The 22,613-nt window shown below is 55.4% G+C and carries 27 protein-coding genes and 1 riboswitch; of the genes, 3 read left to right on the top strand and 24 right to left on the bottom strand.

Annotation, left to right across the window (positions count from 1 at the left end; all coding sequences use genetic code 11):
- Nucleotides 1-59: 59 nt before the first annotated feature.
- The 5 genes from ytfJ to JJB07_RS13390 all read right to left on the bottom strand — a co-directional run bounded on the left by ytfJ (nt 60) and on the right by JJB07_RS13390 (nt 3,289).
- A complete protein-coding gene (gene ytfJ / locus JJB07_RS13410; RefSeq protein WP_201635828.1) occupies nt 60-545 on the bottom strand; it encodes a GerW family sporulation protein in 486 nt (161 codons plus the stop codon).
- On the bottom strand, nt 518-1,180 hold the full coding sequence (locus JJB07_RS13405; RefSeq protein ID WP_201635826.1) for a DUF2953 domain-containing protein: 663 nt from the start codon (nt 1,178-1,180) through the stop codon (nt 518-520). Before JJB07_RS13405 ends, ytfJ begins: the two co-directional genes overlap by 28 nt.
- Nucleotides 1,181-1,280: 100 nt before the next feature.
- On the bottom strand, nt 1,281-1,871 hold the full coding sequence (gene scpB / locus JJB07_RS13400) for an SMC-Scp complex subunit ScpB (protein ID WP_201635824.1): 591 nt from the start codon (nt 1,869-1,871) through the stop codon (nt 1,281-1,283).
- 26 nt (nt 1,872-1,897) lie between these two features.
- Nucleotides 1,898-2,641: a segregation and condensation protein A gene (locus JJB07_RS13395; protein WP_201635822.1), complete on the bottom strand. Its 744-nt coding sequence runs from the start codon at nt 2,639-2,641 to the stop codon at nt 1,898-1,900.
- A 3-nt stretch (nt 2,642-2,644) separates the two neighbouring features.
- Nucleotides 2,645-3,289: a site-2 protease family protein gene (locus JJB07_RS13390; RefSeq protein WP_201635820.1), complete on the bottom strand. Its 645-nt coding sequence runs from the start codon at nt 3,287-3,289 to the stop codon at nt 2,645-2,647.
- 228 nt (nt 3,290-3,517) lie between these two features.
- Between JJB07_RS13390 and JJB07_RS13385 the strand changes: the two genes are divergently transcribed.
- Nucleotides 3,518-4,309, top strand: a complete 792-nt coding sequence (locus tag JJB07_RS13385) for a methyl-accepting chemotaxis protein (protein WP_201635818.1) — start codon at nt 3,518-3,520, stop codon at nt 4,307-4,309.
- An 84-nt stretch (nt 4,310-4,393) separates the two neighbouring features.
- Here JJB07_RS13385 and JJB07_RS13380 read toward each other — a convergent pair whose 3' ends face one another.
- Entirely contained in the window at nt 4,394-4,534 is a 141-nt protein-coding gene (locus JJB07_RS13380) for a hypothetical protein (RefSeq protein WP_201635816.1), read from the bottom strand.
- Nucleotides 4,535-4,720: 186 nt separating this feature from the next.
- Between JJB07_RS13380 and JJB07_RS13375 the strand changes: the two genes are divergently transcribed.
- Nucleotides 4,721-5,596 carry a helix-turn-helix domain-containing protein gene (locus JJB07_RS13375; RefSeq protein ID WP_201635814.1) on the top strand — a complete coding sequence of 292 codons (876 nt, stop codon included), beginning with the start codon at nt 4,721-4,723 and terminating at the stop codon, nt 5,594-5,596.
- A 55-nt stretch (nt 5,597-5,651) separates the two neighbouring features.
- Here JJB07_RS13375 and JJB07_RS13370 read toward each other — a convergent pair whose 3' ends face one another.
- From JJB07_RS13370 to JJB07_RS13285, 18 genes are all read right to left on the bottom strand, one after another.
- Nucleotides 5,652-6,638: an aldo/keto reductase gene (locus JJB07_RS13370; RefSeq protein ID WP_201635812.1), complete on the bottom strand. Its 987-nt coding sequence runs from the start codon at nt 6,636-6,638 to the stop codon at nt 5,652-5,654.
- 24 nt (nt 6,639-6,662) lie between these two features.
- Nucleotides 6,663-6,959 carry a DUF1330 domain-containing protein gene (locus tag JJB07_RS13365; protein WP_201635810.1) on the bottom strand — a complete coding sequence of 99 codons (297 nt, stop codon included), beginning with the start codon at nt 6,957-6,959 and terminating at the stop codon, nt 6,663-6,665.
- A gap of 13 nt (nt 6,960-6,972) precedes the next feature.
- Nucleotides 6,973-7,905, bottom strand: coding sequence for a DMT family transporter (locus tag JJB07_RS13360; RefSeq protein WP_201635808.1), 933 nt, complete (start codon nt 7,903-7,905; stop codon nt 6,973-6,975).
- Nucleotides 7,906-7,974: 69 nt separating this feature from the next.
- Nucleotides 7,975-8,706, bottom strand: a complete 732-nt coding sequence (locus tag JJB07_RS13355; RefSeq protein WP_201635806.1) for an SDR family NAD(P)-dependent oxidoreductase — start codon at nt 8,704-8,706, stop codon at nt 7,975-7,977.
- A gap of 29 nt (nt 8,707-8,735) precedes the next feature.
- Entirely contained in the window at nt 8,736-9,386 is a 651-nt protein-coding gene (locus JJB07_RS13350; RefSeq protein ID WP_201635804.1) for a hypothetical protein, read from the bottom strand.
- A gap of 58 nt (nt 9,387-9,444) precedes the next feature.
- Nucleotides 9,445-9,936, bottom strand: a complete 492-nt coding sequence (locus JJB07_RS13345) for a tautomerase family protein (protein ID WP_201635802.1) — start codon at nt 9,934-9,936, stop codon at nt 9,445-9,447.
- A complete protein-coding gene (fabD, locus tag JJB07_RS13340; RefSeq protein WP_201635800.1) occupies nt 9,917-10,906 on the bottom strand; it encodes an ACP S-malonyltransferase in 990 nt (329 codons plus the stop codon). Before fabD ends, JJB07_RS13345 begins: the two co-directional genes overlap by 20 nt.
- The gene (locus JJB07_RS13335; protein WP_201635798.1) at nt 10,903-11,784 is read right to left on the bottom strand and encodes a Cof-type HAD-IIB family hydrolase; all 882 of its coding nucleotides are present in this window, start codon (nt 11,782-11,784) and stop codon (nt 10,903-10,905) included. Before JJB07_RS13335 ends, fabD begins: the two co-directional genes overlap by 4 nt.
- Nucleotides 11,781-12,014, bottom strand: coding sequence for an acyl carrier protein (locus JJB07_RS13330; RefSeq protein ID WP_201635796.1), 234 nt, complete (start codon nt 12,012-12,014; stop codon nt 11,781-11,783). Before JJB07_RS13330 ends, JJB07_RS13335 begins: the two co-directional genes overlap by 4 nt.
- A 2-nt stretch (nt 12,015-12,016) precedes the next feature.
- Nucleotides 12,017-12,823, bottom strand: a complete 807-nt coding sequence (locus tag JJB07_RS13325; RefSeq protein ID WP_201635794.1) for an alpha/beta hydrolase — start codon at nt 12,821-12,823, stop codon at nt 12,017-12,019.
- 14 nt (nt 12,824-12,837) lie between these two features.
- Nucleotides 12,838-13,197 carry a holo-ACP synthase gene (gene acpS, locus JJB07_RS13320; RefSeq protein WP_347338350.1) on the bottom strand — a complete coding sequence of 120 codons (360 nt, stop codon included), beginning with the start codon at nt 13,195-13,197 and terminating at the stop codon, nt 12,838-12,840.
- The gene (locus tag JJB07_RS13315) at nt 13,194-14,186 is read right to left on the bottom strand and encodes a beta-ketoacyl-ACP synthase III (RefSeq protein ID WP_201635792.1); all 993 of its coding nucleotides are present in this window, start codon (nt 14,184-14,186) and stop codon (nt 13,194-13,196) included. Before JJB07_RS13315 ends, acpS begins: the two co-directional genes overlap by 4 nt.
- A gap of 225 nt (nt 14,187-14,411) precedes the next feature.
- Nucleotides 14,412-15,890, bottom strand: coding sequence for an MDR family MFS transporter (locus JJB07_RS13310; RefSeq protein ID WP_201635790.1), 1,479 nt, complete (start codon nt 15,888-15,890; stop codon nt 14,412-14,414).
- A 166-nt stretch (nt 15,891-16,056) separates the two neighbouring features.
- The gene (ribH, locus tag JJB07_RS13305; protein ID WP_201635788.1) at nt 16,057-16,521 is read right to left on the bottom strand and encodes a 6,7-dimethyl-8-ribityllumazine synthase; all 465 of its coding nucleotides are present in this window, start codon (nt 16,519-16,521) and stop codon (nt 16,057-16,059) included.
- Nucleotides 16,522-16,544: 23 nt separating this feature from the next.
- Nucleotides 16,545-17,633 (bottom strand): 3,4-dihydroxy-2-butanone-4-phosphate synthase, encoded by a 1,089-nt coding sequence (gene ribB / locus JJB07_RS13300; RefSeq protein ID WP_201635786.1) that lies wholly within the window; start codon nt 17,631-17,633, stop codon nt 16,545-16,547.
- Nucleotides 17,634-17,646: 13 nt separating this feature from the next.
- The gene (locus tag JJB07_RS13295; RefSeq protein WP_201635784.1) at nt 17,647-18,309 is read right to left on the bottom strand and encodes a riboflavin synthase; all 663 of its coding nucleotides are present in this window, start codon (nt 18,307-18,309) and stop codon (nt 17,647-17,649) included.
- Nucleotides 18,310-19,407 carry a bifunctional diaminohydroxyphosphoribosylaminopyrimidine deaminase/5-amino-6-(5-phosphoribosylamino)uracil reductase RibD gene (ribD, locus tag JJB07_RS13290; RefSeq protein ID WP_201635782.1) on the bottom strand — a complete coding sequence of 366 codons (1,098 nt, stop codon included), beginning with the start codon at nt 19,405-19,407 and terminating at the stop codon, nt 18,310-18,312. It lies immediately after the preceding gene.
- A gap of 153 nt (nt 19,408-19,560) precedes the next feature.
- Nucleotides 19,561-19,721, bottom strand: a riboswitch (FMN riboswitch).
- Between the two features lie 52 nt (nt 19,722-19,773).
- On the bottom strand, nt 19,774-21,117 hold the full coding sequence (locus tag JJB07_RS13285) for a TrkH family potassium uptake protein (RefSeq protein ID WP_201635780.1): 1,344 nt from the start codon (nt 21,115-21,117) through the stop codon (nt 19,774-19,776).
- A 166-nt stretch (nt 21,118-21,283) separates the two neighbouring features.
- On the opposite strand from JJB07_RS13285, the gene JJB07_RS13280 reads away from it, so the two are divergent.
- Nucleotides 21,284-22,513 carry a D-alanyl-D-alanine carboxypeptidase family protein gene (locus JJB07_RS13280; RefSeq protein ID WP_201635778.1) on the top strand — a complete coding sequence of 410 codons (1,230 nt, stop codon included), beginning with the start codon at nt 21,284-21,286 and terminating at the stop codon, nt 22,511-22,513.
- Nucleotides 22,514-22,613: the final 100 nt, after the last annotated feature.

Below are 22,613 nucleotides of genomic sequence, written 5' to 3'. Positions count from 1 at the left end.
CAGGCCACAAAAAAAAGACGCCCCACGATCGGGACGCCTCTGCACTCGCTATGAAGCTCTTACATTTCGTATTGCTGGTTTTCCGACTTGCGCATGCCGCCGTTGTTGCCGTTTCCATTCGAGCTCCCGGCTTGTTGCTGCTTGTCGTTTTGCTTGCTGTTCTTTTTGATCATCTGCGACACTTTGTCAAACATTTGCGGCGCGAGATCGATCAGTTTTTCGTACATTTGGTTCGGGCCTTCGGTGGAAAGCATCTTGACTTGGCCGTTGCCGACGACGAGGAAGCCGATCGGAGTGATCGACACACCGCCGCCTGCACCACCGCCAAACGGTAGCTCGACGTCCGCTTTATCCTTCTTGCCTTCGACTTCCGGGTCAAACTCTGAGCCGCCCGCCGCGAAGCCGAAACCGACTTTTGACACCGGGAGAATGACACTGCCGTCCGGGGTTTCCACCGGATCGCCGACGATGGTGTTAACATCGACCATTTCCTTCAAATTCTCCATGGCCGTGGACATCAGTCCTTGAATCGGATGCTCCGACATTTGATCCCCTCCATCAACCATAAAATCACCAATGTAAGTCCTGCCACCATAGTTTTACCGGGCGTAAATCGAATTATGCAAGTCATCTCCGTCCGAAACCCTTTGGCTTGAAAGTGCGGTTGCACCCGGTAGACGGGACGCTGTTCCACGTTGAGATAGTGGTGCAGTTGGCCGTTGATCACACCTTTGAACGCCCAGCCAAACCCGGTCAACACGCCCGTTTGCGCCGCGTCACCGGTTCCAAACTTTGTGTACCACTTCATCTGGTCCAAGTGAAACGATTTGGTGAGACGACGGATGGCCCGTTTGTATCTCTTGAGTTTTTTCCGAATCTCGTTGAACTTGCGGATGCCCTTCTCAATCATCTCGACGGTGACGGTCGTCCAGCCTTTTTGACTTTTTGGCATCTGTTTGGCCGGGTCCTTTTTGACGGCGAGTTTTCCTTTGCGCTCCATGAGGGCGACCACGGGGATGTCATATCCGAGACGGACGATCCCGAACAAGGCACGCACACCCAGATGCAACCGGTCGTCTGCGCCTTCGCGCTTGTAATGCACTTCCAAGCGCACCGGCAACACCAGCAGGATCACGATCACCGCCAAGAGTCCCAGCAGGAGTCCCCAACCCCAGGTCATGGTCGCCTTCCTCCAGACATTCAGATTCCGTCTTAGCTTGCCCAACAACTACCACTTCATACAAAAAAAGCCCGAGGCCGTTTCCCGGCTCGGGCTCTTTTTATTCGTCGCGGAACAAGTCCGGAGGGGTCTGGAAGAGCATGTGTTCTTCCTCGTCCTCCAAGTCCTCGCTCGGAACGAAGGCGGGCGGCGGCGGCAACTCGCTGAGTGCGCCGAGCCCAAAATATTCGAGAAACTCCTTGGTCGTGCCAAACAAGATCGGTCGCCCCGGCCCTTCTGCCCGGCCGACGCCCTTGATCAACTGCTTGGAGATCAGCGTGTTGATCGCGCGCTCCGACTTCACACCGCGCACTTCTTCAATGCCCGCACGGGTGATCGGCTGCTTGTAGGCGACGATCGCAAGCGTCTCCAGCGCCGCTTGCGAGAGCGCGGAATTCTGCGGCTCGTAGGCGTAGCGCTCGTAGAACGGGACATGCTCCGGTCGCGTCGTGAGCTGAAACGCCCCTGCGACTTCGACGATCTGCAAGCCTCGTTTCTCGCGGTTGAAATCGGTTTGGAGGTCGTAGAGCAGGTCTAGAGCATCCTCAACCGAAATGTCGAGGATCAGGCCGACCTGTTTGGCCTCCATGCCTTCACTGCCGCTGACGAAGAGCAAGCCTTCGATGACGGCTTTCCTCTCACTGGCATCCATGGTTCTTCCACCCTTACTTTCCAAACTTACATCGCTTCGATGACAATGTCGTCAAAGAGACGGTCTTGCAAACAGACGACCTTCTTGCCCTTCATCAATTCCAGCAGGGCGAGAAACGTCACGACGATGTCCGAACGGCGGTAATACCCGCCGAGCAACTCGGAGAAGCGCACGCGTCCACCGGAGAACGCCATGAGGTCCAACACTTCCTGCATGCGGTTCTCCACCGAAATTTCATCGCGTTGAATGCCGGCGACGTACTCATCCGGTTGGGCTTTGGCGAGCGCCTTGCGAAACGCATCGAGCAGGTCGAACAGCGAGACGCCCTCCACGGGGTTGGGCTCCACTTCGGGAATCAAGTGGGTCAAGTTCTCCGGAGGGCGGGTCAAGACGCGGTTGCGCCTGTCTTCGCGGTCGCGCAAATCTTCGGCGAGTTGCTTGAATTTCTTGTACTCGATGAGGCGCTCCATCAGCGCTTGGCGCGGGTCATAGTCGGTGTCCTCGTCATAGTCGATCAAGGGGATGTCCATCTCAATCGGGCGGGGCAGCAACAGGCCGGACTTCATCGCGAGCAACTGGGACGCCATCACGAGAAACTCAGAGGCAATTTCCAAATTCAACTCTTGCATCGTCCGCAAGTACGACATGTACTGGTCGGTGATCTGGGAGATCGGGATGTCGGTGATCTCAATCTCCGACTTGTCGATCAGATGCAAGAGCAGATCGAGCGGACCTTCAAAGGAGTCGAGCCTGAGATTCAGTGCTTCCATGCGTTAGATCCACGTCAACAGGCCGGCGATCCCTTGAGCGAGCGACGAGACGATCGGCGTGACGACAAATCCGAAGAACGGAGTCAAGATCAAGAGCAAGAGAATGAACGAACCGTACTTCTCAAACGGCGTCAGGTCGTATGCCACTTTGCGCGGCAAGAGGTCACGCAAAATCCAATACCCGTCCAGCGGCGGAATCGGAATCAAGTTGAAGACGCACAGATAGAGGTTCAGAGAGAACGTCGTGAAAAAGAAATTGTCGAAGAAACTGGTCCAAGCCGGATCGGTCACCCAATTGTGACGAATCATGCCCGTGTAAAGTGCAGCGAACACAAACGCCACGATCAAGTTGGCCATCGGCCCTGCAAGCGTCGTAAGGATCGTTCCGACGCGTTTGTTTCCCTTGAAGTTGTTCGGGTTGAACTGAACCGGCCGCGCCCAACCAATCGGAGCAAACAAGAGCATCAGCGTCCCGATCAACTCAAAATGAGCGATCGGATTCAACGTCAGGCGACCTTGCTCTTTCGGTGTCCGATCTCCGAGGCGATACGCCACAATCGCGTGTGCATACTCGTGAAACGTGATCGCAATCAAAAACGCGAGCGCACGAAACAGAAAACTATTGAAGTCCATTCCACTTAAAAACATACTTGCCCTCCTTTGGCAACCAATCAACAATACTTCTCTGGGCAGATAAGTTCCAGAGTATCATACCATAGTGGGGAATTGTCCGACAATCGAATCTGCAAACTCTTGCCGGATTCTCGGCGACTTTGACTTTACCTTGGAAATGAATCGTAGTAAAATTAATGGACAAGTACGTGGTAAGGGAGGAATATTTACGTGTCTGATAAATTGCAGGAATGTTTACGGAATATGTCACTCTTCCATGATTCCCTACCCGAAGATGCTTGTCTGATCGTAGCTGACACAGAGACCGTTTTGGGCTACCTGCCGGGCCGTCAGATCGACCTCAAGATCGTGGTCGGCACACCCATTCATAGATTTGAAGGTTCCGTTACATATAAAGCGTTGCGCTCCGGGCAAAAACTGCGGGAAGAGCGCGGTCCGGAGACGTTTGGCATCTCCTATGTCTCCACCGCCATTCCGATCTTCGACGATGGTGCGGTCGTCGGGGTGTTCTCGACGGTTGTTTCCAATGAGAAGTCGGATACACTGCGTCGAAGTGCCACCGAGCTGACAGCTTCGTTGCAGACCGTCACCGCCTCGGCCAACCAGATGACGATTTCGACTCAAGATGTGGCCACACAGTTGGGCGACGTTTCGGATCTGTCCAAGCATCTCGCCCAACAGATTCAGAGCGTGTACCAAATTCTCTCGTTTGTCACGGAGATTTCGGATCAATCGCACCTCTTGGGACTGAATGCCGCCATCGAAGCGGCACGCGCCGGTGACAGCGGGCGCGGGTTTGCCGTCGTCGCCGACGAGATTCGCAAGATGGCCGAACGAAGCAAGGGCGCGGTACACGGAATTCAAGAACTTCTGGATACGATCCAGAGTTCCATCGTGCAAATCAACGGCACCATCCAGCAACTGGCGACGTACACGGAGGAGCAATCTGCGAGCATGGAGGAATTGCAGACTTCCTTCGAACAGATCGGACACACGGCGGACGGTCTCGTCGAAGCTGTGGAAGAGTTGAAATAGTTCACAATCGTTAGAAATAGACAGATATGAAAAAGGACCTCGCTCACAGTCGTGAACGAGGTCCTTTTTCTTCTATATAAACTTCTAGTGGCAAGGCGGCAAGTCAACGTCTACGGCGAGATATACGGAATGAGCATCTGCTTGTGCGATTTCGGTGTACACGGCCCCTCCTACCAGCGTAAGTGCAACGAGTAACGTCAGACGGAATTTTGCAAGCTTGTTCATGGTAATCTCTCCTTGTTATTCTACTATTTATTTTTTTACTGCTTCTAGTAAGAGTTTATATAATTCCCACAAACTATGCGTTTGCCATGCCGCTCATTCAGAACAACTGACTTACCTCTTTATAATTTTTTTATGGTATACTCTGAGTAGGTATTCATTTTCGAATATATGGTAGCGAGGTTTTGCATGGAGCAATTTGTAATCGGTAAAATCATCAAAGACCTACGCGTCTCCTTGCAGATGACGCAGAAGGAACTCGCCTCCTCAATCTGTACCCAGGGACAACTTAGTAAGATTGAAAAGGGCGAGGTGATCCCGAATTCAAACACCTTGTACGAATTGGCGAGTCGTCTGGATGTGACGATCGACTATCTGTACAGCATGGCGGCAAATCCCCGCTATGATTATGCCAAGCAAACGTTCGAACTCATGCGGGAAGCGGTTCGGGAACGAAATTATCAACTTCTCGCCGAACTCTTGGAAAACGAGCGGGACAATCTCTTGTTCCAAGCTCCGTTTGCCCGACAGTTCTTTCTCTGGCATCGCGGTATCGTGGCCTATTATATCCACCATGACCTGACAGCTGCCGTGGAACTCCTGACTTCCGCCGTCGAGATCGGCAAAGGAACCAAGTTTGTCAGCAAGCGTACCGTCGAGATCATGAATTCTCTCGCCATTCTGTACTTGGAAGAGAATGACTACCCTCATGCCTGCGACGTGTTTCGCGAATGCTTGCAAGCGTTGCAATCGATGCCGATCCTCGAAGATCCCAAGATCAAGATTCGCGTGTTGTACAACTACGCCAAAGCGCTGTATTATTCCGGTGAGTTCACAGAAGCGATGAAATTGGCGCAACAGGGCATCCTGATCTGCCTGCGCGATGACACGATGTATCTGCTGGGAGAATTGTACTTCCAGCGTGGAATCGCCTTGGAACAGCTCGGACGAGATCGCAACCGCATCTTGGCGATGTTTGAGAAATCACTTGCCGTCTTCGCCTTGCAGGAAAATGAACCGTTCACCAAAATCGTCGAGGCGAAGCTGCAAGCGTATTCGGCATAAAAAAATCCCTTTTGTGTGTCGGGCACACAAAAGGGATTTTTTGAGTTTACAGGGTCTAGCGATCCAGCAACGCCAAGGCGCCTTCCGGATAGCGAACACCGGAGGCCGCCCCTTTCGGAGAAACCTCGTCGATGCGCGCATAGTCAGACTTCGTCAAAGAGACGGTGAGCGCTCCTGCGTTTTCTTCGAGGTACGAGCGGCGCTTCGTGCCCGGGATGGGAATCATCCCTTTGTCTTGACCGAGGAGCCATGCCAGCGCGAGTTGCGACGCGGTGCAGTTCTTCTCTGCGGCCATCTCTCGAATTCGGGAGACGAGTTCGAGATTTTTGGCAAAGTTCTCCCCTTGAAATCTCGGCGAGGTCCGACGGTAATCGTCCGGCGCGAGGTCTTCAAAGCGTTGAATCGAACCGGTGAGGAACCCGCGACCCAGCGGCGAGTACGGGATGAAAGCAATCCCCAATTCCCGAACGGTCGGCAGAACTTCGTCCTCAACGTCGCGGCTCCACAGCGAGTACTCCGATTGCAACGCAGCAATCGGATGGGTCGCATGGGCGCGGCGAATCGTGGACGGAGACGCTTCAGACAGGCCGATGGCACGCACTTTGCCTGCTTTCACGAGGTCTGCCATCGCCCCGACGGTCTCTTCGATGGGAGTTTTCGGATCGACACGGTGCAGGTAGTACAGGTCGATCACGTCCGTCCCGAGACGGCGCAGGGAGTTGTCACATGCCTGCTTCACATACTCCGGTCGACCGTTGATCTCGATCAAGTTCCCCTGTGCATCGCGCACGAATCCGAACTTGGTTGCGAGCGTGATCTCGCGGCGGTGCGGGCGAAGCGCTTTCCCCACCAGTTCTTCGTTGTGACCCAAACCGTATTGATCGGCGGTGTCAAAAAACGTGATGCCCAATTCCAGCGCACGGTTGATGGTCAGGAGCGATTCCTGTTCATCGCGGCCGCTGTAGTATTCGGACATGCCCATACAGCCAAGGCCCATCGCGCTCACTTGCAGGCCAGATGCACCGAGGGTGCGCATTTCCATCCTGAATCTCTCCTTTGCCGCGCCTTAGCGAATGTCTTCGAGAATCGTGACGGTGACCCGTTCGTAGCCGCGTTCTCTAAGCGGAATGATCTCCAGATAGCGCGGATCGTTCAGCCAGCCGCGCACATGGTCTGCAGACGGGAACTTCAGCAGACGCACCGATTCTTCCGACAACTCGCCGACCAGACGTTCTTGCGCATTCATGCGAAGCACGAGCTCGGCGCCGTATTCGTCACGAATTTGCGTGGCACGACGCTTGTATTCCGCCAAAGCTTCCGGTTCGTTCGGATTGTCTTTGAGGGTGACGAGGACATGTACCATGAGTGCGTCCTCCCTACTTGCCCTTGGCAGTCAGGCCTGCTTCCGCCACCTGAGCCTTGGATTTGAATTTGATCAGACCGGACGAGAACACAACGCCGGAGATGACGAGCAGACCGCCGACAATTTGAGCCACCGTAACCGTGGAGCCGGTAACGACGGTGATCAGCATCGTGAAGACCGGAACGAGGTTGAAGAAGATCGAGGTGTTCCCTGCGCCGATTTTCGCGATCCCTTGGTTCCACCAGAGGTACGCGAGGACGGAGCCGAGCAACGCCATGAACAAGATCGCGCCCCAGAGGGAGCCCGGTTGGTCGAGCAGCGGCATTTTTTGCGTTTCAGCCAGTGCGAACGGAATCATGACGACAGCACCGATGACCATCGTGATCGTCGTCGTCAAGAGCGGCGTGGAGTTTTTGACAATCTTACGGCCAAGTACGCCGTACAGGGCCCAGCAGATGTTCCCGCCGAGGATGATCAGGTCGCCGCCGGAGAAGTTCAGCGAGGTCAGCGTGTCGAGCGAGCCTTTGCAGATGACGGCTACGACACCGATCAGGGACAGCAAGAAACCGATGGCACGTTGCACGGTGAATTTGTCTTTCAAAATGAAGATCGCAAACAGGACGGTGATCAACGGGTTGGTCGCCATGATCAGCGAGCCGTTGACCGCAGAGGTGTATTTCAAGCCAACGAAGAACAGGACGTTAAAACCGAACACCCCGATCAAACCGAGCAGTACGAACGACCAGAAGTTTTGTTTGAGTGCTTCTTTGTTGATTTTTTCCTTCGCGAACAAGATCAGCAACATCACGATGGAAGCCAGGCCGAAGCGCAACGCTGCTGCGGTGAACGGCGGCAAGTGGTCGACCGCGAGCTTACCGGCGTTAAAGTTACCGCCCCAGAAGACGGTGGAACAGACCAACAAAATATAAATCAGCCAATTGTTCATGAACGAATCACTCCTAGGAATAGGTAGAGAGGCTTTGAATTTCAAAGCCTCGTCCACAGAAATCGGATATTACTTCCAGAGATACGCATCCAGATGGATGCTGGAGGGCAAGCTGCGCGGCGACGAGGTCAGCGCGAACATCACACTGTCCGCCACATCATCTGCTGTCAGCATGCGTTGCTTTTGCTCCTCCGAGAAGTTGACGAACTCCGTCATGTTGTCGCGGAACGGTGTGTCGACTTTGTCGAGCACGACACTGGTCACTTTGATCCCGTGCGGCTTGACTTCGTCGATCAAACTTTGCGTGAAGCCTTCGATTGCGAATTTCGAGGTGGAATACGCAACCATAGTGGCGGAACCTTTTTTGCCCCAGATGGAGGACATGTTGATGATGTGACCGCCTTTTTTCTCGATCAGGGTCGGGAGAACGGCTTTCGTCAGCAGGAAGTAGCCTTTGACGTTGATGTTCAACGTGTTGTCCCACTCGGTTTCCGTGCATTGCTGCACGCCGCCGAAGTAGGTGACACCTGCGTTGTTGATCACGATGTCGATCGTGCCGAACGCTTCCAGCGTTTGCTTAACGAGGTCTTCGATGTCAGTCGGGTTGCGCACATCGACCGGAACTGCGACGACGCGTCCGCCTGCTGCACGGATTTCCTCCGCTGCTTGACGAAGTTCTTCTGCTTTGTTCGAACCCATACCGATCGCGACGCCCTGTTCGGCGAGGCGTTGCGCGATGGCGAGGCCAATGCCTTGGTTGGCCCCGGTGATGATCGCGACTTTGCCGTTCAATGCTTCCATGTTTTCAAGAACTCCCTTCCAGGTGCAGATTAGTGCGAGCTTTGCAGCGCGAGCGGAGCGACTGCCAGTTGGTATTCAACCGTGTTCAGACCGCCCTTGATGTGGTCGTGACCTGCTTCTTTGATGATGACTTGGTATTCCGGGGTCAAGAAGCTGTTGCGGTATTCGACCGGATCGTGGGAGAACTCGACGACGAACAGAACGCCCGGCGTAGTCGAAACGACGCTGTGGAAGGCCAAGAAGGAACCGACGAGGTCGTTTTTCTTGACGTATTCGAAGATGCGGCGACGGCGCCAGTCGAGGTACGGTTCGATCCCGGAGAGCGGTACTTCGATGTGACGAAGTTGCATGAACGGCGTGGTCGGAACCAGCGTTTCACGGTCGCGAACCGCTTCAACGAGACCTGCGATCTCTTGGTGGAAGTCGGACGCGAGGTGCGGGGTCAGTTCGGCAACAAACTCACGATACGCTTCGCACTCCAGCTTGGCTTGCAGTTCGGCAAAGTCAGCAACTTCGTAGAGCAGCACGTACTTGTTGTCATCGAGACCTTTGTAGAGCACAGCGTGTTTCAGGCTTTTGCGCGCCGCGCTTTCCGTGAACAGGCGCTCTACTTGCTCCTGGGTGTTGGCTGCCACTTCAAAGTGGTTGACGACGATCAGTTGTTTGGTGTCGATATTCATTATTGTAATCTCTCCCTATTCTAGAATAATGTAAATTCGGTTACAAAAAAGTATGGAATTATGACTTTACGGAAAAATCTACGTTCAGGCGGCGCGAATCGGTCAGGAAGTTCGACGAAGCGCCGGTGACGCCGGTTTGGCCCCAGTTGCCCGGTACCATGTCGCGGATCAAGATCAGCACGCTGTCAGCCGGAGTGCCGAGCAGTTCGCCGGACAGGATGGTCAGTTCGCGAACCCATGCGTCTTTTTGTTCTTGGTTGTAGAAGTTCCAGACGTCGATCGTGATGACCGTCATGTTCGAGATCGGCGATTGACCGTCGTCGTAGGACGTGTTCCAGTCGGTGAGGCGGGTCTTCGCGGCGAAGTCGGAATCGGTCACGTGTGCGCCCGCTTTCGACCAGTTTTCCGAAGCGGACTCGCGGATCAGAACTTGGATTTTGTCCGGCGGGATGTTCAGAAGTTCGGACGTGCGGCGGGTTGCTTGGTAGAGAAACGCTTTTTTCGTTTCGACCGACAGACCGGACCACGTATCAACGGAAAGAAATGGCATTGGAAATCTCCTCTCGGGTTTTGCTGCTTTCAGCCAGGGCTTGCAAACGAGCGACCGTTTCGTGCAGGCTTGCAAGGTCTTGCACATGCAGGGTTTGTGCTTCCGGCAGAATGCGACGGATCAGACGGGATAACACATTTTTGGGGCCCACTTCAACAAACGTGGTGATGCCAGCCTCACCAAGCCCACGAATGGACGGTTCAAACAGCACCGGGGAGACCATCTGCTTGGCGAGCAACTCCGGCCAAGCGTCTCCATCGGTGGTCGGTTCTGCCGTCACGTTGGAGATAACCGGAATTGTAGTCGACGAGAAGGTCGCACGGGACAGGTTTTCGGCGAACTCCTCGGCGGCCGGCTGCATCAGCGGGGAGTGAAACGCACCCGAGACGGCCAGCGGCACAACTTCGATATCTCGTTCGAGACAATACATCACCGCTTCTTCTATCGAATCCTCGTCACCGGAGATGACGATCTGATTCGGTGAGTTGAGGTTCGCAGTGACGAGAGCGCCACCGGGAACCACTGCTTCCTTGCAAATGCGTTGCGCCGTTTCAAGCGTTACGTTTTTCAGAGCGGCCATTCCGCCGTTGGCCATCTCCCCCATCAATTGCCCGCGCTTCTGGATGAGCAGCACGGCATCTTCAAAGGAGAGTGCTCCTGCAGCCACGAGTGCGGCAAACTCACCGGCACTGTGTCCGAGGACGTACGTCGGCGGCGTGGGGAACTCCTCGCGCAACGCTTCGAAACATGCAATCGAGGCGACCAGCAGACACGGTTGCGTGTTGGCGGTCTCTTGTAGCAGATCTTCCGGCCCTTCGGAGGAAATGGAGCGAATCGGCATGCCGCTGAATTTCTCGGCGACTTCGTACAGATGGTCGGCGGCGGGAGAATGATCAGCAATCTCCTGCCCCATTCCGACGTACTGAGAGCCTTGACCGGGGAACATCACGACATAACGGAGGGCCGTCATCGGCGTCCCCTCTCCAGCAACGCTTCCAGAGCGACCGCCACACCGTCCTGTTCGTGGGACAGCGTGATCAAGCGTGCCACATGCTTTAATTCAGGGACCGCGTTGCCCATCGCGATCCCAAGACCGGTCTCCGAGATCATTTCCAAATCGTTGTAGGAATCCCCGAACGAGATGATCTCAGCGGGCGAGATGCCGAGTTTTTCTGCGACACGCAGTACGCCGTGACCCTTCGAGGTCTGCGTCGGCAAGAGTTGGAACTGCCAACGCTCTTCGTTCCAAGGGATCAAGACGTAATCGAACCCATCCGGGCAAGCCTCTTGGAGACTTGCGAGCAGTTCGTCACAGACCGACTTGCGATCCATGAACAAGATACTGGTCGGACCTTCGTTGCGCTCCCGAAGCGACGTGACATATGTCAGCTCGACGCCGAGGTCGCGAGCGAAATCATCGCTGTGCGGGTTCGGGTGAACGAGCAGAATCTCTTCGTCATAGTTGAAGTGCAACGCGGTGACCTCCACTTTTTCAACCAAGGTCAACACGTGATCCACCACGTTTTGCGCGATGGACTGGCTGTGCCAGATCTCTTGGGTGTGCAGGTCTTTGACGACCGCCCCGTTGTGGGAAACGACGAGGCCGGGTGTTTTCAACAGGTCCAGATGCGTGCGAACGGCACTCGCCATCCGACCTGTTGCCAGCAGAACATGCAAGCCTTGCTCCGCCGCCGCCTGTACAGCTTTGATGGTGCGCTCGGAGAGGGCATGCTCTGCGTTGAGCAACGTCCCGTCCATGTCGAACGCAACCAGTTTGTACGTCTGCTCCGGCAGAGCTTGGATCTGTTCGACCAGCCGCGACTGTTCGACTGTGATCACCTGACTCATGCGGACGCCCCTTGCAGCAGTTGGTACGCGTCATCAACGGTTTTGATCTTGCCCGCTGCGGTGGTCGGAATTTTGACCCCAAACTTTTGGCGGATGAGCATGACGACTTTTACGATGTCAACGGAACTTACACCGACATCGCCCACCCACAGGGCTTGCGGTTGGATTTTTTCAGCATCGAGGTTCAAGCGCTCGGCAACAGCCGCAGCAAACGTATCGAAATCAGGCATCGTTATCTCTCCATTCCGGCAGCAATTTTTTCTTGCACAAAGTTGAGGGTGAGTTCAAACAGTTCCTGTTGGTGATACGGGAAGGAGTGGTGTCCGCCTTCGATCACGTCCAGACGTTTGAGGCCCGGGGTATCTGCGATTTTTGTCATCAACTCTTCCACAGCGGACAGCGGTACGGTTGCGTCCTCGGTGCCGTGGATGATCAAGAGCGGATGCGTGATGCGGGAAACTTCTTGGACCATGTCGAGGTCGGTCGCGTAATCCAAGATCTTCGGACCTGCGGTGAACAGTTGGTCTTGGTAGAGGAAATCCGCTTCGTCGCCCTCTTCCAACACGCTCATCGCATCTTCCCCGATCAGGCGGCGCATCGTGTCCGACAGATCGGTGAACGGCGCCCACGCGATCGTGCGCCAGATTTCCGGGTTGCGGGACGCGGCACGAAGGGCTGTTACAGCGCCCATGCAGTGTCCAACGACTCCGACGCGGGAGGAATCGACGCTCGGAAGAGCGGAGATGGCGCGGACGGCAGCTTCGAGGTCATCCAACTCACGATCCAAGGTCAGATCGATCAGGTCGCCCTCGCTGTCACCGGAACCGGCGAAGTCAAAGCGGAAAATCGACACGTTGCGCTCCGCTGCGTAGCGGCCAAACTCGACAAAGCGGCGGCTTCCTCCAACTTTGGTTCCTGCAAATCCGTGGCAGACGATCAGGCACGGGTGCGGGCCTTCGCCCTGTCCATGATGCATGACCCCGACCAGTTCTTGACCGCGGGAGTTTTCAAAGACGATTCCTTCGAGTCTTTTCGGCATGGAACTCACTCCTTTCATTTCGGGGTGGCAACGGCAACCGCCACCGCGTACTCTCGATGATGCGAAATTGACAATTCTAGTTGGTCGAGGGAAAGGGTTTGAAACCATTCCAAGGCTCGACCGCTGAGTCGGACACGAGGCTCACCGTTTTCAGCGCTGAGAATTTCAATGTCTACGAGGGAGATATCCCCCAGCCCGCACCCGAGAACTTTCAGAACAGCTTCCTTCGCCGCGAATCGACCCGCCTTGCGGGCGAGATGGTTCGGATCGCCGTCGACGTCCGCCCATTCCGCCCGGGTGAACACCAGATCAACCGAGGCTTCGTCAAACTGCTCAAAGTCATCGAGGTGGGTGATGTCGATTCCGATCTTCACGCGACGAACGCGGGAGACCAGCGAATCAGAGAGGCAGCAACGGTCAAACCTGCGCCGAACCCGACCATCAGGACCAGGTCGCCCGGTTGCAGACGGTTTTGCTCGGAAGCATCGATCAGCGCCAACGGTACCGATGCGGCAGAGGTGTTGCCGTATTTTTCGATATTGATCATGAACTTGTCCATCGGGATGCCCAGTGCATCCGAGACCGCTTCGATGATGTGGACGTTCGCTTGATGCGGCACGATCAGGGCCACGTCGCTGAGATCCACACCCGCTTTCTCCGTCGTGTCGAGGAGTGCATCGCAGACCATCGGTACGACTTGCTGGAACAACTCCAAGCCTTTCATTTTCAAAAAGTGCTGGCGGTTCTCGATGGTTTCGGGCGAGGCCGGCATTGCGGTGCCGCCGCCCGGCATATGAAGCAGAGTTTCGCCCGATCCGTCCGAACGAAGTACACTGCCAAGGAAGTGATCGACGGTGTCCGCTTCGAGGAATGCAGCCGCAGCTCCGTCACCGAACAGGACACAGGTTGCGCGGTCTTCCCAATCGAGGAAGCGCGAGTAGACTTCGGAGCCGATGACGAGCGCGTTTTTCATCGTGCCTGCTTTGATGAACTGCGCCGCCGTTTCCAAGGTGTAAACGAATCCGGAGCAAGCAGCTGCCAGATCGAAGGCCGCCGCGTTGGTTGCACCGATCGCATGTTGAACTTTGCAAGCGGTCGACGGGAACGGGCTGTCCGCCATCATCGTCGCGACCAGAACCAGATCGATTTCCGCCGGGTCGATGCCGCGTTTGCGAATCGTCTCTTGCGCTGCTTTGATCGCCAGGACCGACGTGCTTTCCTCAGGTGCCGCAATGCGACGCTCCTGGATGCCGGTGCGCGAGCGAATCCATTCATCGGACGTGTCGACGATTTGTTCGAGATCTCGGTTCGTCATGATCTTCTCGGGAAGGTAACGTCCGAGAGCTGTTAGAATAACTCCCATGTTGATTCACCTCTTTTGTTGTCATGTTTTTGGGTTACGTTTACTATATCATCGCTTAAAATACAGTGATTTTCGAATTAGAGCGTTTCTTGTCAAACCGCCGTCGAATGACAGTCGATTTCTGCGCCGATTCCTAAAAGTGGTATTCAAATACGAATATACGAAAAGCGAGACTTTTGCCCCACAAAAAAAAGGACCCTGCCCCGATGGCATGGTCCTTTTCGACTAGGAAATGTTAGGTTTTTGTTGATTCTTGGGGAAGCTCAAGGTGATCACAAATCCAAGTACGCCGAACACGGCGGTGAGGATGAACGTGTAGTGCAACCCGCTGCCGAACGCATCCTTCAAGGAATTCAACAACTCCGGAGGCAGGTGCGGTCTGCGGCTCTCATCGAGCAACGCGTTGGAAGCATCGAGCGGGTTCGGAATGCCTTTTTGCGAGAGGTCGTTGAGAATCTTGGCGTTCATGAGCGCCCCCATGATCGCCACCCCGACACCCGACCCAAGCGACCGCACGAATTGGAGAGAGGCGGTCGCAATGCCCCGTTGGTTCCACGTGACGGCCGACTGCGTCGCGACAGTAAACGACATCGTCGACAACCCCATGCCAAATCCGATGATAAACAGCGTGACCATCGGATACCAAGTGCCCATCGCCTCGGTGGTGAAACTGATCAGCACCGAACCGACCGCGATGAAAGCAAGTCCTGTAATCGATGTGTTGCGGAACCCCCATTTGATCAGGCGGTTGCCGCCGATAAACGACGCCAGCGGCCAGCCGATCGACAGCGGCATCAACACCATTCCTGCCATCGTCGGGCTTTCTCCGAGTACCCCTTGGATGTAGGACGGAATGTACGAATTCAGCCCCATCAGCACAGCGCCTGACAGGAAGTTCGCAGCGGCGGAGACGGCGATGGTCGGATTGCGATAGAGGTCAAAGGAAATCATCGGCTCCGAAACTCGACGTTCATTCAGGAAGAACCAGATGAAAAATACAACAGCCAACGCGAACAGACCCATGATCTGCATCGACATCCACGGATACTGCGACCCCCCGCTCAGAAGCGCCAGCAACAACGTGGTCATCGAGACGGCCAGCGTGAACGAGCCGATATAGTCGATTTTGTGTGTTTTGCGCTCGATGTTCTCGTGGAGGGCGACGAACAGCACGATCATCGCGATGATCCCGAACGGGACGTTTATGTAGAAGACCCACTCCCACGAGAGAAACTTGATGATCAGACCGCCGAGCAAAGGCCCAATGATGGCGGAGATGCCCCAGACGCTGGAGAGCAGCCCTTGGAACTTGCCTCGCTCCTCCACGGTGAAGATGTCGCCGATGATCGTCGTCGCCACCGCCATGATGCCCCCGGCACCGAGACCTTGGACAACGCGGAAGATGATCAACTGCTCCATGGAACCTGCCATCGCGCAGAGAACGGAGCCCAAGATGATGAACGCCGCACCGAGCATGAAGATGATCTTGCGCCCGAAGAGATCGGAGAGCTTGCCGTAGATCGGCACGGTGACGGTTGAAGCGAGCAAGAACGCCGAGAACACCCACGACATGATCGGCAAGCCCCCGAGCGTCCCGATAATCGTCGGCATCGCAGTCCCCACAATCGACACGTCGATCGCTGACAGGAAGTTCGCAAGCAACACGGCGATCAACACCGCTTTGCGATTCGTTTGGTTTGGCATGCCAGTGAAGATCCCCTTTCTGGTACGTTCGCACTCTGTAGAGTGCCCTATTTTGATGAACTACCCTCAGTATACAGGTGGGTTAGTATATTTACCATATGCGATTGTACTGGAAGTCACAAAAAAAAGCCGTGCTCCTCATGAGGAGAGCACGGCTTCTTTCTTATTAAAACAGTTTCCCGAGGTTTGCCATCTCGATGGCGGTGACGGCAGCTTCCCAGCCTTTGTTGCCCGCTTTGGTGCCGGCACGCTCGATGGCTTGTTCGATCGAATCAACGGTCAGGACGCCGAAGATCGTCGGTACGCCGGTGTCAAGAGCGACTTTGGAAACGCCCTTGGCCGCTTCGTTGCAGACGTAGTCAAAGTGCGGAGTGGACCCGCGGATGACGGCGCCGAGAGTGATGACGGCGTCGTACTTGCCGGAAGCGGACATTTTTTGTGCGATCAACGGGATTTCAAATGCGCCGGGTACCCACGCGACATCCACCGCATCTTCGTCTACCCCGTGACGCTTGAATGCGTCAAGAGCACCGCCGAGCAGTTTGCTTCCGATAAATTCATTGAATCGACCGACGACCACGCCTACGCGCAGGCCGGTGCCAATCAGATTGCCTTCGAGGAAATTCGCCATTGTAAGTTGTTCTCCCTTCGTGATTACAGTTGAATGAGCTTCTTGAGCGGTACAGTTTCGACGATTTCGAGCCCGTATCCCAAGAGCCCCGCAAATTTGCGAGGGTTGTTGCTGAGCAGGCGCATCTTGCTGACGCCGAGGTCGCGCAGAATTTGCGCGCCGATGCCGTAGTCTTGCGCATCTGCCATGTCCTGCCCTTTGATTTTCGCCGCCAGACTGCGCTCTTGCGACGTGTTGCGGATGTGCAGGAGCACACCGCTGCCGTTCTCTTCAATCGCACGCATCGCAGCTTGTAATTGCGTCCCGCACTGGCAGGCATGCGAACCGAAGATATCCCCCATCGGGCATTCCTTGCGCACGCGCACCAAGGTCGGTGCTTGGGAGTCGATGTCGCCCTTGACGAACGCGAGATGCTCTTGTCCATCCAACAAGTTGGTGTAGACATGCAGGTCGAACGTGCCGGAGTCGGTTTCCACCTTCGTCGACGCCGAGCGCTCGACCAATTTCTCACGGTCCTTGCGGTACGCGATCAACTCCGCGATGGTGATCATCTTCAGATCGAATTCCTGTGCGATCAACGCGAGGTCCGGTACGCGGGCCATCGTGCCGTCCGCTTTCAACACTTCGCAGATCACACCCGCCGGATAGCTGCCTGCCAGTCGAGCCAAGTCGACCGCCGCTTCGGTGTGACCGGGGCGGCGAAGCACGCCGCCGTTTTTGGCGATGAGCGGGAAGATGTGGCCCGGTTTCTTGAAGTCTTTGCCGCCGACATTTTCGTCGATCAGCGCCGCCACCGTCGCCGAGCGCTCGTGTGCCGAGATGCCGGTGGTCGTGCTATGCTTGGCATCGACGGAGACGGTGAACGCCGTACCGTGCTGGTCGGTGTTCACATGAACCATCGGACGCAACTCGAGTTGCGCCGCACGGTCTTCCGTAATCGGCACGCAGACGAGTCCGCGGCCGTGTGTGATCATGAAATTGATCGTCTGCGCTGTGGTGCGGTCGGCGAGCGCGATGAAGTCGCCTTCGTTCTCACGATCTTCGTCATCCACGACGATGACGACTTTGCCGGCCTTGAGGTCTTCTACCGCTTCTTCGATGGTGTGAAACATGGGAATTTCCCCCTCACGCGAATCCATTGTTGCGCAGGAAGTCAAGGCTCAGGCGGGTACTCTCGCTCTGGGAATTGGCTCCCGGCAGATGCGGCCCCAACAGCCGCTCGACGTATTTGCCGATGATGTCGACTTCCAAATTGACGGTCGACCCGACCCGACGATGCCGCAAGACGGTAATCATCCACGTATGCGGGATGACCGAGATGCGAAATGACTCGCTGTCCACGTCCATGACGGTCAGCGAAACGCCGTCGATGGTGATCGAACCTTTCTCGACGACGTAGCGCAAGACGTTCGGCGGTGCCGAGAAACGAACGACTTTGGCGATGTCCTCTTCCTGGAGAGAGACCAACCGTCCGACGCCGTCGATATGCCCCGACACGATGTGCCCGCCAAAACGACCCCCCATCTGCATTGCCCGCTCCAAGTTGACCGGCGAGTTGGCAGACAGTTCATGCAGCGTGGTCCGGCGCATCGTCTCCGGCACGACATCGACGGTAAACGAAGACTTGTCAAACGCCGTGACGGTCAGGCAGATGCCGTTGACTGCGATGGAGTCGCCGAGCGCGACGCCGTCAAGAACTTTCGTAGACTTGATTTTCAGATGAATCGCATGACCGGACGGGCGAATCTCCGCAACCGTCCCGACCTCTTCAACGAGTCCAGTGAACATCTACTGCTGCTCCCCTTCATACACCGGGTAGCCGGTGATACAAATGTCGTCACCATATGTAGTTACGGAAATGTCGCGCAGGGTGACGGCCTGCGACATTTTTTCAAAACCTGCTCCGGCATACGGCGTCGGCGCTCCTGCGCCTCCGATGAGCTTGGGCGCGATGAAGGCCATTACTTTGTCGATCAACCCCGCTTGCAAAAAAGCGCCGTTGACCGTCGCCCCGCCCTCGACGAGCAAGTGGGTGATGCCGTTTGCGTACAACAGGTCGAGCACGGCGGCGACATCGTGCGGCGCAGACTTCAAAATCTGCACGCCGCGCGCACGCAGGCGGGCACTTTTTTCCGCATCCGCTCCCCCGGACGTGATGATCCAAGTCGGAGCGATGCTTGTGTCCAGAACTTTCGCCGTCTCCTCGATTTGCAACGAGGAGTCGAGGATGATCCGAGTCGGATGCTTGCCTCCGCCCTCAGGCATTCGAGTCGTCAATTCAGGATCGTCTGCACGGACGGTGCCGATCCCGACGAGGATGCCGTCGACTTCGTTTCGCAGTTGATGCACGGCGACGCGAGCGTCCGGGCCGGTGATCCAGCGGGAGTCGCCCGTATGCGCCGCAATTTTGCCATCGAGTGTCATCGCGGTTTTGATCACGACAAACGGTCTCGACGTGCGCATGTTGTGCAAAAAGCGCTCGTTGAGCGCCACCGCCTGCGATTCCAACACGCCGACTTCCACTTCGATCCCATGCGCACGAATTCGGTTGATCCCGTTTCCGGCAACCAGCGGATTCGGGTCGGTCATCGCGACGACGACTTTTTTGACTTTGGACGAGATCACAAGATCTGCACAGGGCGGCGTCTTGCCGTGATGGCTGCAGGGTTCCAGCGTCACGTACAACGTAGCGCCCTCCGCATGCTCGCCCGCCATTCGAAACGCGTGTACTTCTGCGTGCGGCTCGCCCGCTTTCAGATGGGCACCGAAACCGACGATACGACCGTCCTTGACGAGTACGGCGCCGACCAGCGGATTCGGATTGGTTTGCCCTTTCGCCTGAGCTGCGAGGTCCAACGCCATCTGCATGTACTGTACATCGGTCATGGCGAACATCCATCCCTTCTATAGAGAACAATGAGATAAAAAAAGCCCTGAAATCAGTAAAAAACTGACTTCAGGGCTCTTGATTGCGTTGCGTACGGACAGACTTCCCCCCTTGTCTAAAAAAGGGTACACTTCCCCGTCTGCCGTCCAAACACATTCCTTCTCCCATCCGGACTGTACCGTCGGTTCTGGAATCGCACCAGATCCTGCACCGCAAGCAAGCTTGCAGGCTCGCGGACTCGTCTCCTGTAGGAACAGGAGCATCACCGCCGGTTGGGAATTGGCCGAAGCCTCACCACACCCTGAAGGAACTACATGGAGTTCAGTATTCAGTATAGCCTTACTTTCCCAATGCGTCTACCCACCTTACCCAACGTACAAGTTGCCTTCCGGATACTTGAGGTTGGCTTTGTCCACTTGACGGGCGGCCAATGCCACCGCAATGGTCAGCGGGCCAAGACGTCCAATGTACATCAAGATGATGATCAACACGCGACCCGGATCGCTCAACGTCGGGGTCAAATTCGTTGACAGACCGACCGTCGCAAACGCCGATGTCGTTTCAAACAGCAGTCTCAGGAAATCGACGTGCTCTGTAATCGTCAAGATCATCGTCGAGAACACAACCAGCAAAACGGCCATCACCGAAATGACCAACGACTTGTAAATCGTCTGCCGTGCAACTTGACGGCCAAACACCACCGTATTCTCACGGTTCGAAATGACGTTGATGATATAGAGCATGATCACAAACGACGTGACCGTCTTGATCCCGCCCCCTGTCGAACCGGGGCTCGCCCCGATGAACATCAAGATCACCGACCAGAGCAGACCGCCCTGGGTCATCGTCTCATAATTAATCGACGCATACCCCGCTGTACGAGCGGTTACCGATGCGAAGAACGAGGCCAGCCACTTCGTTCCTTCCGAGAAAGAGCCGATCGTTCCCAGATTGTCGTTCTCAAACAAATAGTATCCAATCGTACCGACCACAAGCAAGAACGCCGTCGTGATCAGGACCAACTTGGTATGCAACATCGTCCGCTCCCGACGAAACAGACGCGGCATGTCGGCGAGTACCGTGAATCCCAAACCGCCGAGAATGATCAAGAAACCGATGCAGACGTTGACCGTCGGGTCGCCGACATAGTCAGAAATCGACTTGTAGTCGCCAAACAAATCAAACCCCGCGTTGCAAAACGCCGATATCGAGTGAAACACACCGTAATAGATCGCACGTCCCAACGGCATGTCGAATGAAAAACGAGTCGCCAAGATACCGGCAAACACCAACTCAATCCCCATCGTGATCAACACGACGTTGCGCGCCAGACGGATCAACCCTTCCAGCGTCGAGACGTTGAGCGCCTCTTGGAGCAACAACCGTTCCTTCAACCCGATCTTGCGCCCTGTCATAATCGTTATGAACGTCGCGAGGGTCATGAATCCCAAGCCCCCGATTTGAATCAACGAGATGAGGACGATCTGACCAAAATGATTAAAATAGGTGCCCGTGTCCACGACGATCAACCCGGTGACGCAGACGGCAGACGTCGCCTCGACCAAAGCATCGAGAAAGCGCAGACTTTCGCCGCTTTGCGACGCGATTGGCAACGAGAGCAAGATCGCCCCAACTAAGATCAGGCCTGCAAACCCGATGACCAATACCCGCGCAGGGGTGAAGAAACGCCATTTCTTCGTCTTTTGCATTGTTCTACCCCCTATGTATCTGTAACAGGAAGATTTTACATGGGATTCGCAAGTCTAGCAAGCACTTCCTGTAAATTACTAACTTTGCATTGGTCAATATCGTGTACTACAATAAGAGATGGCTCAAACATAGCGACATGATTCTCAACCGGTGGAGTGTGAGCGAATGAAAAAAGTTTGGACCTGGTGCCTCACCGTCGGACTCCTGATCGGTCTGGTGTCCTCAACTAGTATTCCCCAAGCAAACGCAAGTGATGAGACTCCGACCGGATTGACCGCCAAGGGCGCGGTCGTCCTCGACATGCAATCCGGTCAAGTGTTATTTGATGATCATAAAGACATTCAAGCCTTCCCCGCTTCGATCACGAAAGTTATGACCTGTATCCTCGCTCTGGAAAAAGGCGGTCTCCAGGACATGGTCACCACCTCGGAACTCGCCCGAAACCAAGAGGGCAATCGCGTCTACCTCGAAGTCGGCGAACAGGAGCCCTTGGAACAGATGCTCTACGGCCTCATGCTGAACTCCGGCAATGACGCAGCCGTCGCCATCGCCGAACACATCGGGGGCTCCGTCCCGAAATTTGCCGAGATGATGAACGCGAAAGCCAAGGAACTCGGCGCAACCCACACGCACTTCGTCACTCCCAACGGACTTCACGATGACAATCACTATACCACGCCGTACGATATGGCCTTGATCGCCAATTATGCGATGAAAAATTCAAAATTTCGGGAAATTGTCTCCACCCAATATTACGACTGGCACGGCCAAGCCTGGGAATCCCGTCTCGTCAACATCAATCCGATGCTCTGGAACTACGACGGAGTCACGGGCGTCAAGACCGGATTCACCGACCAAGCCCAGCAGACGATGATCGCATCTGCCAAACGCGGCGACCGCGAAGTGATGGCGGTCGTGATGGGCGTTCAGTTGAAACAGACCATTCGACTGGAAACTACGCAACTGCTCGACTACGGCTTCGACCATTTCACCACGCAACGACTCGCGCACGCGGGCGATTCCCTCGCGACGTTCGAAGTCAATGGCACCAAGGTCCCGGCCATTCTGCACCAAGACGTCTACGGCACAACCCCCAAGACGTCCACAGCCAAAAAAGAGCCGTCCGTTCACCTCTCGGTTCCCGCGGCTCCTTTTCCCAAGGGTTCGAAAGTCGGGCGAGTTGAATTCCACTTGGACGACCAATCGGTCGTTTCTGCAGATTTGTTCTCGCCTCAAGACGTCCTCTCCCCGACACTTCCGACCAGTCAGCTCAAAACACGAACATTCGGCTACCTCGCTCTCGGAGCGGCCGTGTTCGCCGCACTCGCGTTCTGGATGTGGCAACGACGCATTCGCCGAACCCGGAAATCAACCGTAACCTATGATGGAAACTAAATTTATGGACAAAAAAGGAAGCCCTGCGCCACTCGTCGCAGGGCTTTTTTTCAGAAAAAAGAAAATTTCCAATTGCATTGAATACGAACAATGAAGTAGA

The sequence above is a fragment of the Tumebacillus amylolyticus genome (assembly GCF_016722965.1).
Taxonomy (GTDB): domain Bacteria; phylum Bacillota; class Bacilli; order Tumebacillales; family Tumebacillaceae; genus Tumebacillus; species Tumebacillus amylolyticus.
The sequence above is the reverse complement of the archived record's forward strand: the minus strand, read 5'-3'. Positions and strand labels throughout refer to the sequence as shown.

What these genes read in the sequence shown, in the direction of transcription:
- ribB (WP_201635786.1), bottom strand. Translation starts at nt 17,633, where the DNA reads ATGTTTCACACCATCGAAGAAGCGGTAGAAGACCTCAAGGCCGGCAAA.
- JJB07_RS13330 (WP_201635796.1), bottom strand. Translation starts at nt 12,014, where the DNA reads ATGCCTGATTTCGATACGTTTGCTGCGGCTGTTGCCGAGCGCTTGAAC.
- JJB07_RS13325 (WP_201635794.1), bottom strand. Translation starts at nt 12,823, where the DNA reads ATGCCGAAAAGACTCGAAGGAATCGTCTTTGAAAACTCCCGCGGTCAA.
- JJB07_RS13280 (WP_201635778.1), top strand. Translation starts at nt 21,284, where the DNA reads ATGAAAAAAGTTTGGACCTGGTGCCTCACCGTCGGACTCCTGATCGGT.
- scpB (WP_201635824.1), bottom strand. Translation starts at nt 1,871, where the DNA reads ATGGATGCCAGTGAGAGGAAAGCCGTCATCGAAGGCTTGCTCTTCGTC.
- JJB07_RS13310 (WP_201635790.1), bottom strand. Translation starts at nt 15,890, where the DNA reads ATGCCAAACCAAACGAATCGCAAAGCGGTGTTGATCGCCGTGTTGCTT.
- JJB07_RS13380 (WP_201635816.1), bottom strand. Translation starts at nt 4,534, where the DNA reads ATGAACAAGCTTGCAAAATTCCGTCTGACGTTACTCGTTGCACTTACG.
- JJB07_RS13315 (WP_201635792.1), bottom strand. Translation starts at nt 14,186, where the DNA reads ATGGGAGTTATTCTAACAGCTCTCGGACGTTACCTTCCCGAGAAGATC.
- JJB07_RS13335 (WP_201635798.1), bottom strand. Translation starts at nt 11,784, where the DNA reads ATGAGTCAGGTGATCACAGTCGAACAGTCGCGGCTGGTCGAACAGATC.
- JJB07_RS13345 (WP_201635802.1), bottom strand. Translation starts at nt 9,936, where the DNA reads ATGCCATTTCTTTCCGTTGATACGTGGTCCGGTCTGTCGGTCGAAACG.
- JJB07_RS13375 (WP_201635814.1), top strand. Translation starts at nt 4,721, where the DNA reads ATGGAGCAATTTGTAATCGGTAAAATCATCAAAGACCTACGCGTCTCC.
- JJB07_RS13350 (WP_201635804.1), bottom strand. Translation starts at nt 9,386, where the DNA reads ATGAATATCGACACCAAACAACTGATCGTCGTCAACCACTTTGAAGTG.
- ribH (WP_201635788.1), bottom strand. Translation starts at nt 16,521, where the DNA reads ATGGCGAATTTCCTCGAAGGCAATCTGATTGGCACCGGCCTGCGCGTA.
- JJB07_RS13285 (WP_201635780.1), bottom strand. Translation starts at nt 21,117, where the DNA reads ATGCAAAAGACGAAGAAATGGCGTTTCTTCACCCCTGCGCGGGTATTG.
- JJB07_RS13390 (WP_201635820.1), bottom strand. Translation starts at nt 3,289, where the DNA reads ATGTTTTTAAGTGGAATGGACTTCAATAGTTTTCTGTTTCGTGCGCTC.
- ribD (WP_201635782.1), bottom strand. Translation starts at nt 19,407, where the DNA reads ATGACCGATGTACAGTACATGCAGATGGCGTTGGACCTCGCAGCTCAG.
- JJB07_RS13385 (WP_201635818.1), top strand. Translation starts at nt 3,518, where the DNA reads ATGTCACTCTTCCATGATTCCCTACCCGAAGATGCTTGTCTGATCGTA.
- JJB07_RS13295 (WP_201635784.1), bottom strand. Translation starts at nt 18,309, where the DNA reads ATGTTCACTGGACTCGTTGAAGAGGTCGGGACGGTTGCGGAGATTCGC.
- JJB07_RS13365 (WP_201635810.1), bottom strand. Translation starts at nt 6,959, where the DNA reads ATGGTACATGTCCTCGTCACCCTCAAAGACAATCCGAACGAACCGGAA.
- JJB07_RS13405 (WP_201635826.1), bottom strand. Translation starts at nt 1,180, where the DNA reads ATGACCTGGGGTTGGGGACTCCTGCTGGGACTCTTGGCGGTGATCGTG.
- ytfJ (WP_201635828.1), bottom strand. Translation starts at nt 545, where the DNA reads ATGTCGGAGCATCCGATTCAAGGACTGATGTCCACGGCCATGGAGAAT.
- JJB07_RS13395 (WP_201635822.1), bottom strand. Translation starts at nt 2,641, where the DNA reads ATGGAAGCACTGAATCTCAGGCTCGACTCCTTTGAAGGTCCGCTCGAT.
- JJB07_RS13355 (WP_201635806.1), bottom strand. Translation starts at nt 8,706, where the DNA reads ATGGAAGCATTGAACGGCAAAGTCGCGATCATCACCGGGGCCAACCAA.
- JJB07_RS13360 (WP_201635808.1), bottom strand. Translation starts at nt 7,905, where the DNA reads ATGAACAATTGGCTGATTTATATTTTGTTGGTCTGTTCCACCGTCTTC.
- fabD (WP_201635800.1), bottom strand. Translation starts at nt 10,906, where the DNA reads ATGACGGCCCTCCGTTATGTCGTGATGTTCCCCGGTCAAGGCTCTCAG.
- JJB07_RS13370 (WP_201635812.1), bottom strand. Translation starts at nt 6,638, where the DNA reads ATGGAAATGCGCACCCTCGGTGCATCTGGCCTGCAAGTGAGCGCGATG.